11 protein-coding genes and 1 pseudogene are annotated in these 13,489 nt (G+C 43.8%); 5 read left to right on the forward strand and 7 right to left on the reverse strand.

Annotation, left to right across the window (positions count from 1 at the left end):
- The first annotated feature begins 200 nt into the window (after positions 1 to 200).
- The gene (locus tag HZ297_RS01760; protein WP_178861256.1) at positions 201 to 647 is read left to right on the forward strand and encodes a methyltransferase family protein; all 447 of its coding nucleotides are present in this window, start codon (positions 201 to 203) and stop codon (positions 645 to 647) included.
- Between the two features lie 96 nt (positions 648 to 743).
- Positions 744 to 1,754 (forward strand): tryptophan--tRNA ligase, encoded by a 1,011-nt coding sequence (gene trpS, locus HZ297_RS01765; protein WP_178861257.1) that lies wholly within the window; start codon positions 744 to 746, stop codon positions 1,752 to 1,754.
- A 14-nt stretch (positions 1,755 to 1,768) separates the two neighbouring features.
- Here trpS and HZ297_RS01770 read toward each other — a convergent pair whose 3' ends face one another.
- Genes HZ297_RS01770 through HZ297_RS01780 form a run of 3 tightly spaced genes read right to left on the reverse strand, consistent with a single transcriptional unit; the run spans position 1,769 to position 3,701 of the window.
- Positions 1,769 to 2,638, reverse strand: coding sequence for an amidohydrolase family protein (locus HZ297_RS01770; RefSeq protein WP_246261567.1), 870 nt, complete (start codon positions 2,636 to 2,638; stop codon positions 1,769 to 1,771).
- The gene (phnN, locus tag HZ297_RS01775) at positions 2,628 to 3,263 is read right to left on the reverse strand and encodes a phosphonate metabolism protein/1,5-bisphosphokinase (PRPP-forming) PhnN (RefSeq protein ID WP_343034749.1); all 636 of its coding nucleotides are present in this window, start codon (positions 3,261 to 3,263) and stop codon (positions 2,628 to 2,630) included. Before phnN ends, HZ297_RS01770 begins: the two co-directional genes overlap by 11 nt.
- A 27-nt stretch (positions 3,264 to 3,290) precedes the next feature.
- Positions 3,291 to 3,701: a hypothetical protein gene (locus HZ297_RS01780; RefSeq protein WP_178861258.1), complete on the reverse strand. Its 411-nt coding sequence runs from the start codon at positions 3,699 to 3,701 to the stop codon at positions 3,291 to 3,293.
- 345 nt (positions 3,702 to 4,046) lie between these two features.
- On the opposite strand from HZ297_RS01780, the gene HZ297_RS01785 reads away from it, so the two are divergent.
- From HZ297_RS01785 to HZ297_RS01795, 3 genes and pseudogenes are all read left to right on the forward strand, one after another.
- Positions 4,047 to 5,252 (forward strand): tyrosine-type recombinase/integrase, encoded by a 1,206-nt coding sequence (locus HZ297_RS01785; protein WP_178861259.1) that lies wholly within the window; start codon positions 4,047 to 4,049, stop codon positions 5,250 to 5,252.
- A 326-nt stretch (positions 5,253 to 5,578) separates the two neighbouring features.
- Positions 5,579 to 6,295, forward strand: coding sequence for an endonuclease (locus HZ297_RS01790; protein WP_178861260.1), 717 nt, complete (start codon positions 5,579 to 5,581; stop codon positions 6,293 to 6,295).
- A 150-nt stretch (positions 6,296 to 6,445) separates the two neighbouring features.
- Positions 6,446 to 6,747, forward strand: a pseudogene (locus tag HZ297_RS01795) (integrase core domain-containing protein); the annotation flags it as partial.
- Between the two features lie 1,358 nt (positions 6,748 to 8,105).
- Here the strand turns inward: HZ297_RS01795 and HZ297_RS01800 are convergent.
- The 4 genes from HZ297_RS01800 to HZ297_RS01815 form a co-directional block, all read right to left on the reverse strand.
- Positions 8,106 to 8,336 (reverse strand): DUF2188 domain-containing protein, encoded by a 231-nt coding sequence (locus HZ297_RS01800; RefSeq protein ID WP_178861261.1) that lies wholly within the window; start codon positions 8,334 to 8,336, stop codon positions 8,106 to 8,108.
- Positions 8,337 to 8,989: 653 nt separating this feature from the next.
- Positions 8,990 to 10,033, reverse strand: coding sequence for a hypothetical protein (locus tag HZ297_RS01805; RefSeq protein WP_178861262.1), 1,044 nt, complete (start codon positions 10,031 to 10,033; stop codon positions 8,990 to 8,992).
- A 6-nt stretch (positions 10,034 to 10,039) separates the two neighbouring features.
- Positions 10,040 to 12,871, reverse strand: a complete 2,832-nt coding sequence (locus tag HZ297_RS01810) for a type I restriction endonuclease subunit R (protein WP_178861263.1) — start codon at positions 12,869 to 12,871, stop codon at positions 10,040 to 10,042.
- A 9-nt stretch (positions 12,872 to 12,880) separates the two neighbouring features.
- Positions 12,881 to 13,450 (reverse strand): hypothetical protein, encoded by a 570-nt coding sequence (locus HZ297_RS01815; RefSeq protein ID WP_178861264.1) that lies wholly within the window; start codon positions 13,448 to 13,450, stop codon positions 12,881 to 12,883.
- Positions 13,451 to 13,489 lie beyond the last annotated feature (39 nt).

The following is a 13,489-nucleotide window of genomic DNA, read 5'->3' on the forward strand; positions in this document are numbered from 1 at the left end:
CGCTGCCATGCATTTTTTAATGCATTGTAAGGGGCGATTCGGCAATAAGGAAATCATCTCTAATAATGCCGCGATTACCTATTTTTATCCATCACCACCGGATTAATCCGCATTTTGATTGCAACGTACTTTGGCCTGTTTTACAGGTATACTTAAACGCAGGACTTCTTATAAACCTCTTACAAAGAAAGGAATACGGCATGACTCCGATCAAACATCCCTTTGCTTCGTTTTCACTGGTCGGCCTGCAATTCGGCTTAATTGCCGCCCTCTTACTGTTACTGCCGCTCAGCCTTCATCCGCTGGTGTTGGGCGCGCAGGCCGTTGCCGTTCTCATCGGCTTATGGGCGGTGCAGGCCATGCATCTGGGGCACTTCAACATCATTCCCGATCCGCAACCCGAAATAGAACTGGTTACCCACGGCCCCTACCGCTTTATTCGCCACCCCATGTATTTCTCGATTGTGCTGTTTTTCCTGCCTTTGATTATTGCCAATCCGAACGTTTGGGCTCTCGGTTTGTATGCGGGTTTATGGGTGATACTGTTGATCAAACTCAGCTACGAAGAACATCTGCTACTGGAACTGTTGCCCGAATATGACGACTACCGCCAGCGCAGCAAAAGAATTATCCCTTTCATTTTCTAGTCGATAGCTTGTTCCGCGGCGCTTGTGGCTAGTCAGCGCCGCCGGAAAATGCGAAAATAGTCGCCATTTATTTTCAAGCGAAGCAATAAGAACATCATGAGTAGCAGCAAACCCACGCTTTTCAGCGGCATTCAACCTTCAGGCGATCTGATGATCGGCAACTATATCGGCTCCATCAAAAATTGGGTCAAGATGCAGGATGATTACAACTGCCTGTTTTCGCTGGTCAATATGCACGCCATTACCGTTGAACAGGACCCCAAGGACCTCTACAAACGCAGTCTGGATTTCGTGGCGCTCTATCTGGCTTCCGGCATCGATCCGGACAAAAGCACCGTGTTTATCCAATCACAGGTACCGGAACATGCCGAACTGGCCTGGATTCTGAATTGTTCCACCTATATGGGCGAGTTGAGCCGCATGACGCAGTTCAAGGACAAGTCGCAAAAACATGCCCAGAACATCAATGTCGGCCTGTTTGATTATCCGGTTCTGATGGCGGCGGACATTCTGCTGTACCAGACGGAGATGGTACCGGTGGGCGCCGACCAGAAACAGCATCTGGAACTGACGCGCGATCTGGCGGTACGCTACAACAACCGTTTCGAACAGGAAGTTTTCAAAGTGCCTGAGCCGTTCATCCCGCCGGCCACCTCGGGCGGGCGCATTATGAGTCTGCAGGACCCACTGTCCAAGATGTCAAAATCGGACGAGAACAAAGACAATTTCATCGCCCTGTTGGACGATCCGAAGACCATTATCAAGAAATTCAAAAAGGCCGTGACGGATTCCGGCGCGGAAATCCATTACGATGTGGAAAACAAACCGGGCGTCTCCAACCTGCTGACAATCTACTCCGTCATCAGCGGCCAGTCGATCGACGAGGTGGTCAAACACTTTGAAGGCAAAATGTACGGCCACCTCAAAGTGGAACTGGGAGAACTGGTTGTGGAATATCTGCGCCCGATTCAGGAGCGTTTTCACCAGATTCGCGACGACGAAACCGAACTGCGCGCCATTCTGAAAAAAGGCGCCGAAAACGCCCGTGAGCAGGCGCAGAGCACGCTTAAAAAAGTCCACGAAACCATCGGTTTTGTGTTGCCGTAAAGACGGCTGTCAACTCACTCTTCGCGCGCGCCGGATGACCTCAAAAACAAACCGGCCGCGTTTTCATACGCCAACTTTCTGGCAACCGGTTCCGGCAGCTGCGCCAGCCAGGCACGGATATCCTTCACCACGCTATCAAACGTCTGCCAGCGGTTCACACTGAACGTATCCACCGCCACCATAAAACGATCCTGATAATCGATCAACAACTGCCGCCATTCCGGTGTCAGCCCGCGATGCTCGGAAAAACCATCCGTACCCAGCAACAAAGTATCCCGCACCGAGGTATCGATATAGAGGTGCTGCGGATGGCGCTGCAATATCTCCCGCAAAAACGCCGGCTCCGGGCGCGTTCCCATGTGCGCCCACAGCACGGTCACATTCGGGGCGATCGCAAAAATCTCATCGATAATCCCGGCATCGCCATGCGCCTGCAACATCAAACCGTGTTGCGCGGCCAACTCCACAATGCCTTTGAAAACAGGGCTTTTCCGATCCTGAGAGAAGATATGAAACTCGCCTATCCCGCGATAGATGCCCTTTTTCAAAGCCGCCTCTACCTTGGGCAAAACAGTTTCATCATGCATCCAGTCGCGTTTGTCTTTCAGCGTTTCATAAACTCCCAGAAAGGGAATAATGCGTTCGGGTGCATAGCGGTACAACGCCTCGGTGCCGTCATTCGGCGTGCTGGAAATCAATGCATGGGTCACCCGATTGCGATCAAAAATCGCCATAATTTGCGCCGGCGTAAACACTTGCGCATCCTCGCCGCCATAATGCAAGTGGCTGTCGAAAATCGGCAGACTATCACGCGCCTCAACCGGCATATTCAACAGCAGCCACACACAACCTGTCATTACCACCCGCAATCCGCTAAACATCATCGCTTTCCTCAAGGTTACGCAATAAGGCAACAAAACGCTCGCCGGCGGTCTGAATGGTTGAACTGTTATCAATTTGATATCCGTTGGCCATATCCAAGCGTTCAAACGCCTTGGCCCGGGCAATGCGCTCTTCAATCTCCAGAGCACTCTCCCGACCGCGCTTTTTCAAACGCTCCCGCAAAATTGCCTCGCTGGCGGTAATCACCACCGGCACCAATGGTGGATGCAATAACCTGGCCTGTTCAAAATAGCCGCGCGAACCGTTCATCACCACATTCAAGCCCATTTGCAGCCAGCTATCGACCTCAATGCCGAGCCCATAATCCCAACCATGACTATGCCAATGAAATTTAAAGCAACCGCGCTGCAAACGGTTGATAAACTCGGCTTCAGAAAGATGAATATGATTCTCACCGGCAATCTCAACAGGCCGGGTAATATAACGGTGCGCGAATACCACCGGCGCCTGCGTTAAGCGCTCCCGCGCATAGCCCAGCAAAGTGTCCTTTCCCGCGCCGGAAGGCCCCATCACATAAAACAAGCGACCCGGCTTTAACGCAGGTAAAACGCCACATTCCGTCCCTGGATTATTCACATCCCGCCCCACATGACTTTTTGTTAACACGCCTCATCGCCTACACCCCACGGCCATTTAGCGTCTAAAAAAGAAAGCAATAAAGATAACGACAACACCACCGATTACCAGATAAAAAAAGTTATCCCCCATCCACCATGTCGGTTCCTGATAAAGCATCTCGGTCGCATCATTCAAATAAGGGGATTCTGGCTGAAGCAAGACAATGGTTTTTTGCTCAATACTTTCAACCACCGGCCGTATCACCAACCAAATCGACAAGGCGGCTCCATTTAGCAATACAGGCGCTGAAACCTTCAACAGCCACCCCACCAAACCGGCACCCAACAGAATAATCGACGAATGCAGCAGTGACGTCATCATGGCAGTTTCATCTGCCCCTGAACGCCAAGAACCCAAAAACACCAACGCACTGACCAGCAGCACCAAACCCGCCAACATATAAAGCGCCATTTCTTTGATATTCACATTCCCACCTCTTCCGGTCGATCGATTTACAATGAAACCGCTTTTCAATCCTAAAAGAATACGGGAGATTTTGAAAATCTTTTTTTCCCAAGAAAGTGTCGAGAAAATACCAAAAAGAGTTTAAACAAGAGAAGGAAATAAAAAAGGCCCGTAACATTAACTGTTACGAGCCTTTAGAATAATGGCGCGCCCGAAGAAATTCAAACACAAATCCACACAAGCACAAATACTACATATATTCAATAAGTTAACGTAAATCAAAGTCCATACAAATCCAAAAAATGCATTGCTATACCGTAAAATTTACGGTATTTTTTACGGTATCAAATCCATAAGGGAATATGCATGAAACGGAATCTTACGGACATCGCTGTCAAAAAACTAAAGCCACTGGACAAGGCCTACAAAACGACTGATGGCGGAGGGCTCTATATTCTGACCACCCCTACAGGCACTAAAACTTGGCGCTATGACTGTTCAATTAATGGAAAAAGAGCCACGCTGACCTTTGGCGAATACCCAACATTAAGCCTTGCAGATGCAAGAAAACAACATGAAGAAACCAAGGCACAAATTAAAAGTGGAATAGATCCTCGCAAGGCAGAGCAAGTTGATGAGCACTTAAGCCTCCCTTTTTCCCACTACGCCCTTGAAATGATGAAAACCCAAGAGCTACGCGACAGCACTTACGCAAAAAAGCTCAATCGCATGAAAAAGCACCTCTTTCCAGTGCTCGATAAAATGCCTGTTACGAAAATCACCAGTATTGATTTGCTTAACTTAATAAAACCGATTGCTGTACACGGAAAAAGAGAAACAGCCCAACTGCTAGCAACATACTGCAGACAAACATTCGATACGTTAATGTCTCTACAACTTATTCAGATAAACCCTGCTGAAAGCATCTCAAGACTAATTCCAAAGCCCAAACAATCACAAAATTTTGCCCACATTACGTCACCTCAGGAATTCGCAAGCCTGTTAATCGGTATAGATAACTATCATGGAGACTTTGCCGTCAAAAAGGCCTTACAGTTAGCACCTCTGGTCATACTCAGACCGCATAACATTCGTTTTTTAAAGTGGAGATACGTAAACTTTAGGGACAAGCTTATTACCATCCCAGCTTATGAGATGAAAATGAACCGTGACCACAAAATTCCATTATCGAGGCAGGCGCTAGCAATTTTAGAGGAAATGCATCAAGCCACCTCTGACAAGGAATTGGTATTTATCTCATCACGAAGCAAAAACGATAAAGAAATGAGCGAAAACACGCTTAACCAAGCTGTGATTAGAATCAAAGACCCAATCACCGGCGAACCATTAGGCAGAGGAACCATGACTTCTCATGGCTTTCGACATACCGCCTCCACCCTTCTAAACGAACTTAAATTCTCAGCCGACGCAATTGAGTTGCAATTAGCCCATGTTAACAAAGACCGCATAAGAGCCACTTACAACAAGGCCGAACTCATGGAAGAACGCACCGAAATGATGCAAAAATGGGCTGATTACCTAGATAGTTTGAAGAAAATTCAAAATATTTAAAAGTACGTTGAATTACCTAGCATCAGCCTTTCTCAATGTGAGCGGCAATCTAAAATTAATGAGGCTTCTACATACATTTCAAACAGGATTAGGAAGGATTTGGACTAGATAGAATCAGTATCAAGCATAGTAAAATAGATTTTAATATCGGTTAAACATCACCCTAGCATTTATGATGGCTACAAGGTTGTGCAACACGATAACGATGACACTAAGAGTCCAAATTGGCCGAGTAAAACATGTAATCCTAGCGGAGGGGGAAGAGATAAAACCTGTCAAGACGTTAACATTACAATCACCCTAATCAATCAAAAACAGAACTTAAAATGCAGAAGAAAGTATTGATTACGCTCGCTCTATTGGCTTTTAGTGCAAGCGTTATAGCCGGGATTTCTGGAAGCTTTGAACAAGCCAAAGCGAATATGTATAAAGGTGTCTATCAGAATGTCGGCACAACATTTTATACAGGCTGTGACTGGTCTAAAAAGAAAGTGGATTTAGCTAGCTGCGGGCTACAAAATTCGTTTCCAAAAGGACAGTTAAAGCGTGCTTCGAGAACAGAAGCAGAACACGTAATACCCGCCAGCTGGTTTTATAAAAAGAACGGAAAGTGGCGTGCTTGTTACAGCCAGGCAAAAGCGATTAAAGAGAACCCCAGGGAGTATTGCCAAGCTCACGATGATGAGTACCGCAATGCGCATAATGACCTAGTTAACCTTCGACCCGCCGTCGGCCAGATTAATGCAGACCGCTCGAATAAACCATTTTCAGATAGCGTTTCCGGGGATGGAGTTGAGACCTTTCGAGGAAAGGGATTGACTATAAAAATTACCAGCCGCGTTGCAATCCCTGATGTAAAAATCCGAGGCGACATAGCCAGAATCGGCTTTTATATGGCAGAAAAGTACGGTGTTACGTATTCAAAACGGCAGTTGGAGCTGTTCCAGGAATGGGATAAATCGGACCCAGTTGATGATGCAGAACGTGAATTGAATAACCGGATTATGAAGGTTCAGGGACTTGGGAATGCATTGGTAAAATAAACTGTAGTGCTAAAGTGAAATTGGCCACCTAAATGGAGATGCTAAAATGCATCCAATCAAAAAGGTGAGTCAAAATGACAAAGACAAGAAGAACATTTTCAGCTGAATTCAGGCTTGAATCTGCACAGTTGGTTGTTGACCAGGGTTATCCACTACACCAGTGTTAAATATCGCCAATCGCTGTGGCGATACAAGATAAAACAGAGCTTGAGTCGCAGGGGGAATTGTTAGGATAACAGCCCGATGGAACGCTTCTTCAGAAGCCTAAAGACTGAATGGATTCCAACAGCGGGTTATCGAAATCTGGTGGAGGCCAAAAACCACATCGGAATTACATCCTGGGGTATTACTCACAGGTGCGGCCACATCAATTTAACGGCGGTAAAACGCCAAATAAAGCGGAGCAGATTTACTGGTTAAATTGCTCTAAAGACGTGGCCAAATTTACTTGACCACTACACCCGCCTTAAACCCCGTATCAATCCAAATTTGGTTTCCACAATATGTATGTGCACCATTTCCCAACATGTTTTTCTTATACAATTTTTTTCATAAAAATTGGTCAAATAAAGGCATTTTTCCTATCAATTTCAAGGCCTCTCCCCCTGTTACTCTTGCAATCCTTCTTGATTAAAAAATCTATCAAAATACAGCTCAGAAACGGCTAATATTGTTGCAAATAAAGGCCTCTTTATACCTTTAAAAGTGCAAAATGGAGTGCGGCCACTAGAAAAAACGGCTCAATCAAACAAAATACGCGCAAAAAACAATCGCTATATGTGTTTGATTTTTTTAAATAAAATTCAATATGAGGTACATTTTTTGATTCATTTTGCACATCATTTTATCGCGCATTTTGATAGCCAAAATAGATGAGTTCATGCAAATAATTAGTGAAGAAAAGATTTATTCTTTTTGGGGAGGTGCTTGACCTATCTTTACTGTCACTCTCAGCAGTCTAGCCCAATTAATAGCTTGGCCTTTGTCACAATGACAGCTATGCAACGCGACAAGAATTCGACCCGAAAGCAAAAACCATAAGCTCTTTAAAATGAGCAAAAATGTACTCAGCCAACTGGGAATTCTTTCATAGTCTAAACATGCATACCCAAACGACTTACTGGAACATTTGTCAAAAAAGATAAGCTCATCAACCATCCAAGACAAAACCCTATGGATTTTTTCCTGGTCAAGAGGCTGTCGAAGTCCATTTGCAGTTGTTACGTGTACGCTGTTCACTTTGCTATCGCTATTAATTCTAAATTTACCGTTTTAAACAACCCTCAATACTGCTTTATTGAGAAGCTATCTGGTCATGAGAAATGATTGTTCCTCATGAATTTCAAGTGTTTTAAATGCCTTTAAAAAAACTGTAGTAAAACATTTAAATCCCTCATTTCATGAAATTAAGCATCTGGTTTTATTTAATCGTCCTCATTGCGGCCCCCTATCAAATTTGAGTGGATTGAATCTCTTTTTTAATTCAAAAACCAAGGTAACTTCTCAAACAATCTCCTTTAAGCAGTAAGACAAAAAATACCCAGCAAAACTTATTCGAGCTAATGCTCAGTAGTACCAACAGAACTAAGTCGTGTATGAACTTAAATTCGTTCGGTAGCTGTTGATGGATTCTTTTTCTATCTCTATTTTTCAGTAAAGTATGTTTTTTGTTCTTCCTATTCAAAAGTGAATCCCACAATATTGAAGAGGAACAAACCAAAAACACTTGAATGCCACAAACGGTAATGGCGAATCTGAATTGAATGGTCTGCTAAAACTGAGTAGCCCTAGCAGACATAACTACATTTGATTAACCGTTGGTTGTTTTAGGGTCATTGCCGTAGCTGTGTTTTGCACGGATTTTCCCTGTATCCCCTCGATGAATTGAAACCTCGGAACCAGAGTTTTTTGCAAACTCACGCGTAGCTTCAAAAACATCTTTTTGGGTGCTTCCAACAACACTTGCTCTTGTGGCGTCTTGACGTTTCCCACGCCATTGGCCATCAGAACCTTGATATACGTTGTAATCTTTATCAGACATCTGATTTTCTCCAAATAAACTAAAAATGATAGTGCCCCTCCTGCGCAAAGCAGGAAAGGCATAGAGCTAAATCATCGCGGTAAACGACGACAATGCTGTCTTACGTGCTCCGTTCGCCCATGGCGACGACGAGTGTAAGCTGACACTAAAACAACTTTGCTTTGAGTGCATTGCATACTTAGCCCTCCTTTTATCTCTGGAGGCTTAATCGACAAACTGATATGAATTCTGTAGAATCGTCAATGCTACTTTTCGATTTTGTCTATCAGAATCGGTATCAGAGACGGGTGTGCCTCTAGTTGCACCTGTCTTTTTCCTAAAAGACCATTTCTAAACTCCTGAAACACAATATAGTGTATTCATAACAAAAATAAAACACTATAAAATGAGCATATAGAGCGATATTTTCGGGATATTTTCTGTGGATAAGTGCCTAAACCACTTACAAAAACGCGCTTAAAGCCCTGTGGATAAGACTGTGAAAATTTAAATATTTTTTCTTTTTTATTTCAAATGCTTAGAAAAAACTAGACTGCATAATACATTGAGAGCTTTCGATTCTGAAGAAATACTCGTGGAGTATAGAGATAGGCTAATGTGTGATTGATGAGGCTAGAAGCCCCCCCTGCAAATCGGTTGCAATTAAATGTGATTCAATGCAACCCTTCTTTTGAGGTTTTGAATTGAGTATCAACGAAGTTTAACGACTCATCCAAATACCATTTATAGACTTGTTCAAAGAGGGCCTTTCCTTCGGAAGCGGTAGTTTTCGACGATTCAAAGAACTTCAAGTCGTTATTTTCATCTTCAATAGCCGACTCAGTAAATCCATGAATAGCCTTATTCCTGGCTAAGCGCCAATCATCAAGACTATTCAGCAACTCTACGACTTCACCTTGTTTGCCAATGCACTCTTTAGATGTTTGGATGAGCTTGGCAAAATTAAGATTTCTGGCATCAATTTTTTTGGCTTTTAAATAGTTAAACAGACAATGACTGATTAAACTTTCCTGAAGAGAAATGGCCTCCAAGAAGAAACCAGCAGCCATAGCCTGTTCAATTTTATGGGCACCACGCTTATATGCTAACGCTTTCGTCTCCAGTTCAGCCTTAGCCTTGTCGAACCCCTTACCTTCCCGAGTCGACTTGTGCAAAACCTCAAAATGACTATACCCATACTCTTCTGCCATTTTTCTATCCGCGGCCTTTATGAACGTCCAGAACTTGTCATGAAAAGTTTGGATAAAAGCTTTAACAAGAACCCATTCAGGTTTCACCCATGCGTAGTACATGCCTCCGTTTATTGGCTTGGGAATTTTTAATATCGTATGTCCAATACCAGACACCCAGGATTCCATCACCTTGACTAGACCTGCCACATGAATAAATGTTCGGGAACCTTCGGGATAAATATGAGCCATATTGGGCGTCCAATCAATTAACGTCTGATGCCGTATCCACAGATTCAACTCTTCTTCATCAGAAGAAGAGTTTTTCAAAAGCTTTATCAAAAGACCATGAATTTTCTCTGGAGGTATCTTTGCCTGTTTAACATCATCGTAAATAAAGCAGGTACTCAACATTACACAAAAATACTCCAAGTCCAATCGTCCTTGAGAATTTATAAATTCATAGTGCTTTATATTCTCAAGAAGCAGCGTCTGGTCTCTGTAAAACTCACTACCTTGCTTAATCATCTAGTCTCACTCCGGCGCCCCATCAATAAACGTCTTGATGTAATCCAGCACTTTGTCTAAAACCCGCTGCGAAACTGTCTTCCGTTTCAAGATGGTAGGTTTGGTGTTCATGGTTTCCACCACATCATCACGGTATGGCAGTTTTTCTGTGAAGAGGTAACTTGAGATGAGTTTTTTGACCTTGTCTGAATCCAAGTCTTCTTCCGAACAGAGTCGTTCGATTTCAGCTTTGTCCTGCTCTTTCCAAAATTCTTTGAAGCGTTCTTCGACATCCGAGCCGCTTTGAAGCAGTGGCATGTTTTCTTGGATGAACTTCTCAATCAATTCTTTCTTGGAGCGCATCTGTACGTCCCCGGAAAGCATATCCAAGATGTTCTTCTTGCGCGTTTCCTGTTCCGGTTCTGGGGCATCCTTCATCTGACCCAATAGTTTCAGGATGTAGGTGACATTGATTTCATCTCGGTGGATGAGTTCAAGCTCAAAATCCACATCATTCAGAATCGAGACTTTTTCTGTCTGGCGGTTGCTCTTTACTTTGTCGTAAAGGTCGAGGTATTTGCTGCCATAATCTGCATATTCCTGCTCGTCCATGGCCACATCATTGAAATCGAAATTTGTGAAGGTGACCAACACGTTATAGATGCGCATCAGGTCACGATAGGCTTTGATAAAGAGGAACTCGTCTTCTTCCGTTTGCAGTTGATTAACGCTATCGACATCAGGAGCAATGGCTTTTAGGTTTGCCAAAGCCTCGTTGAACTGCTTCACATAGCTCTCATACGGCTCCATTATGATGGTGTCTTTGGCGTTCTTGTCCGAGAACAATCCAATCGCATCATCAGTGGCTTGCTTGAGGTTACGGAAGCAGACGATATTACCTTGGGACTTCTTGTCGCCCATAATGCGGTTGGTGCGCGAGAAGGCTTGAATCAATCCGTGATATTTGAGGTTTTTGTCCACGTATAACGTGTTCAACGGTGGCGAATCAAAACCAGTAAGGAACATATTCACCACCAGCAGAATATCGACCTGCTTTTCTCGAACACGTTTAGCCAATTCGTTGTAGTAGTTGTAGAACGATTGGCTGTCCTTTGTAGTGTACTTAGTGCCGAACATCGCATTGTAATCGCCAATGTAGGATTCCAATTTATCGCGGCTGTGCAAGTTAATCTGTTTTCCACTCACATCGGTGGTTTCTTCTGCAATACCGTCGTCAGCATCTTTATCGTTCTCATTGGCGGCATAACTGAAAATAGTACCGATTCTGAGATTGTGCTCCCCTGCTTCTTTCTTGCGTTGGAAAATATCATAGTAAGCCGTCAGCATTTCTACCGAACTGACACAGAACATACCTGTAAATTCTTTGGCATGGGTTTTACGGTCATGGTTGGCAATAATGTAATCGACCACCGCTTCCAAACGCTCCGGCGCTTCCATCACCTCTTTTGTGTCGATGGCCTGAACTTCTATATCCTGAATGACATTATGCTGTTTGAAGGTACTGATGTACTCCACCGAGAATTTAAGGACGTTCTCATCACGAATCGCATCGGTAATCACGTATTTGTGCAGACACTCGCCGAATAGGTCTTTAGTGGTACGTTTACCAAACAGGTTTCCGGTGACGTTCTCGGCAAAGATAGGTGTGCCGGTAAACCCAAACATCTGATAGTGGTTGAAGTATTCAGTGATGCGTTTATGGGTTTCCCCAAATTGGCTGCGGTGACATTCATCAAAAATAAAGATGATGTGTTTGTCCTTGAGCGGTTCCATGGCTGACTTATAACGGTCTTTCATAATCGCCGTGTTCAGCTTTTGGATGGTGGTCACAATCAGCTTGGTATCGGTGTCACCGAACTGTTTCACCAGTTTATGGGTGTTGTCGGTACTATCGACACTGCCTTCACTGAATGAGTTGAACTCTTTGGCGGTTTGATAGTCGAGGTCTTTGCGGTCAACGCAGAACACAACCTTATCGACATTAGGCAAATTGGTCAGAATCTGACTGGCTTTGAAGGAAGTAAGCGTTTTACCCGAACCGGTGGTGTGCCAAATATAACCGTTGTGAACCGAGTTCTTCACCTTGTCGATAATCGCTTCTACCGCATAGTATTGATATGGGCGCAACACCATGAGAATTTTATAGGTCTGATTCAGAACGATATACTTGGTAATCATTTTGGAGAGATGGCACTTCTCCAAAAACACCCGCGAGAACTGTTCAAGCGGCGTAATCAGGTTATTATCTTTGTCTGACCAAAAGAAAGTCTGTTTAAAAGACTGTTTGCGGTTGTTGGCGTAGTATTTGGTGTTAACGCCATTACTAATGACGAACAACTGAATGTATTGGAACAGCCCTACTCCCGAACCGTAGGAATGGCGCTGATAACGATTGGTTTGGTTGAAGGCTTCTTTTAATTCCAGGCCACGTCGCTTCAGCTCCACCTGCACCAATGGCAAACCATTAATCAGAATGGTCACATCATAACGGTTTTGATACTCGCCCTCTATGGTCACTTGATTAGTGACTTGGTACTGGTTCTGACACCACTCGACCTGGTCGATGAAATTGATATAGAGCGTTGAACCATCATCACGAGCAAGGTTGTATTTGTCGCGCAGGATTTGGGCACGTTCGTACACATTCCCTTTGTTTAGATGATTTAGAATCTTGGCAAACTCGCCCTCAGAAAATTTCGTTTTATTGTGCTTCTCCAACTGACGCTTGAGATTGGCCAACAGGTCAGATTCGTTTTCGATGATGACCCGTTCATAGCCTTGGCCTGCGAGCTGAGTGACAAGGTTGTTTTCGAGGGTTTGTTCAGATTGAGTACTCATGCTAAACCATTAAAACTCAATGCTCGGCGTTTGGTATTTTTCTAAAATTTTGGGATGAGATTGACATAAAGGAAACAAAAACTTTGTTATAGCACTTTGTATGACGCTGATTAGCTGTTGGATTTCCAGTAATTCTTCTTCGGAAAGATAAAGCCATTCAATATGCTGTATATGAGGTATTTTTATACTGGAAGAATCGCCAGGTTTGGTGAGCTCTGTATCGATTATATCAACCCTAAAGTGCATAGCTTCCTCATCGGTATGGGCAATAATTTTATCGCGCAATTTAATAACCTTGTCCATTAATACCTGCTGCTTTTCATCGAGCCTTAAGCCAATTAATTTTAAACCTAGTGTACTCGCTCTTCTTGCCTTAACAAAAGGCCTTGCAAAAGAAACTATGGCTTGAGATTCAAAACATCTAAATCTTCTAAGCTCTACCTTGCTATACTTTTTATCAAAATCGATGTCCTCCAACAAAAAAGTTAATGCTGATTGTGCTTGCTGCAAATCCCAGGAAGAAGCAATAACTCTGTTCAATTGAGTTTCCGTTGGAAGTTGAGAAGTATTTTCTGTCATCCTGTGAACCTAAGTTAATTTTCTACTAGAGTTAGATTA

This window comes from Thiomicrorhabdus cannonii (assembly GCF_013391695.1).
GTDB lineage: Bacteria > Pseudomonadota > Gammaproteobacteria > Thiomicrospirales > Thiomicrospiraceae > Thiomicrorhabdus > Thiomicrorhabdus cannonii.

What these genes read in the sequence shown, in the direction of transcription:
- HZ297_RS01800 (WP_178861261.1), bottom strand. Translation starts at nt 8,336, where the DNA reads ATGTCTGATAAAGATTACAACGTATATCAAGGTTCTGATGGCCAATGG.
- HZ297_RS01770 (WP_246261567.1), bottom strand. Translation starts at nt 2,638, where the DNA reads ATGATGTTTAGCGGATTGCGGGTGGTAATGACAGGTTGTGTGTGGCTG.
- HZ297_RS01785 (WP_178861259.1), top strand. Translation starts at nt 4,047, where the DNA reads ATGAAACGGAATCTTACGGACATCGCTGTCAAAAAACTAAAGCCACTG.
- HZ297_RS01760 (WP_178861256.1), top strand. Translation starts at nt 201, where the DNA reads ATGACTCCGATCAAACATCCCTTTGCTTCGTTTTCACTGGTCGGCCTG.
- HZ297_RS01810 (WP_178861263.1), bottom strand. Translation starts at nt 12,871, where the DNA reads ATGAGTACTCAATCTGAACAAACCCTCGAAAACAACCTTGTCACTCAG.
- HZ297_RS01805 (WP_178861262.1), bottom strand. Translation starts at nt 10,033, where the DNA reads ATGATTAAGCAAGGTAGTGAGTTTTACAGAGACCAGACGCTGCTTCTT.
- trpS (WP_178861257.1), top strand. Translation starts at nt 744, where the DNA reads ATGAGTAGCAGCAAACCCACGCTTTTCAGCGGCATTCAACCTTCAGGC.
- HZ297_RS01790 (WP_178861260.1), top strand. Translation starts at nt 5,579, where the DNA reads ATGCAGAAGAAAGTATTGATTACGCTCGCTCTATTGGCTTTTAGTGCA.
- HZ297_RS01815 (WP_178861264.1), bottom strand. Translation starts at nt 13,450, where the DNA reads ATGACAGAAAATACTTCTCAACTTCCAACGGAAACTCAATTGAACAGA.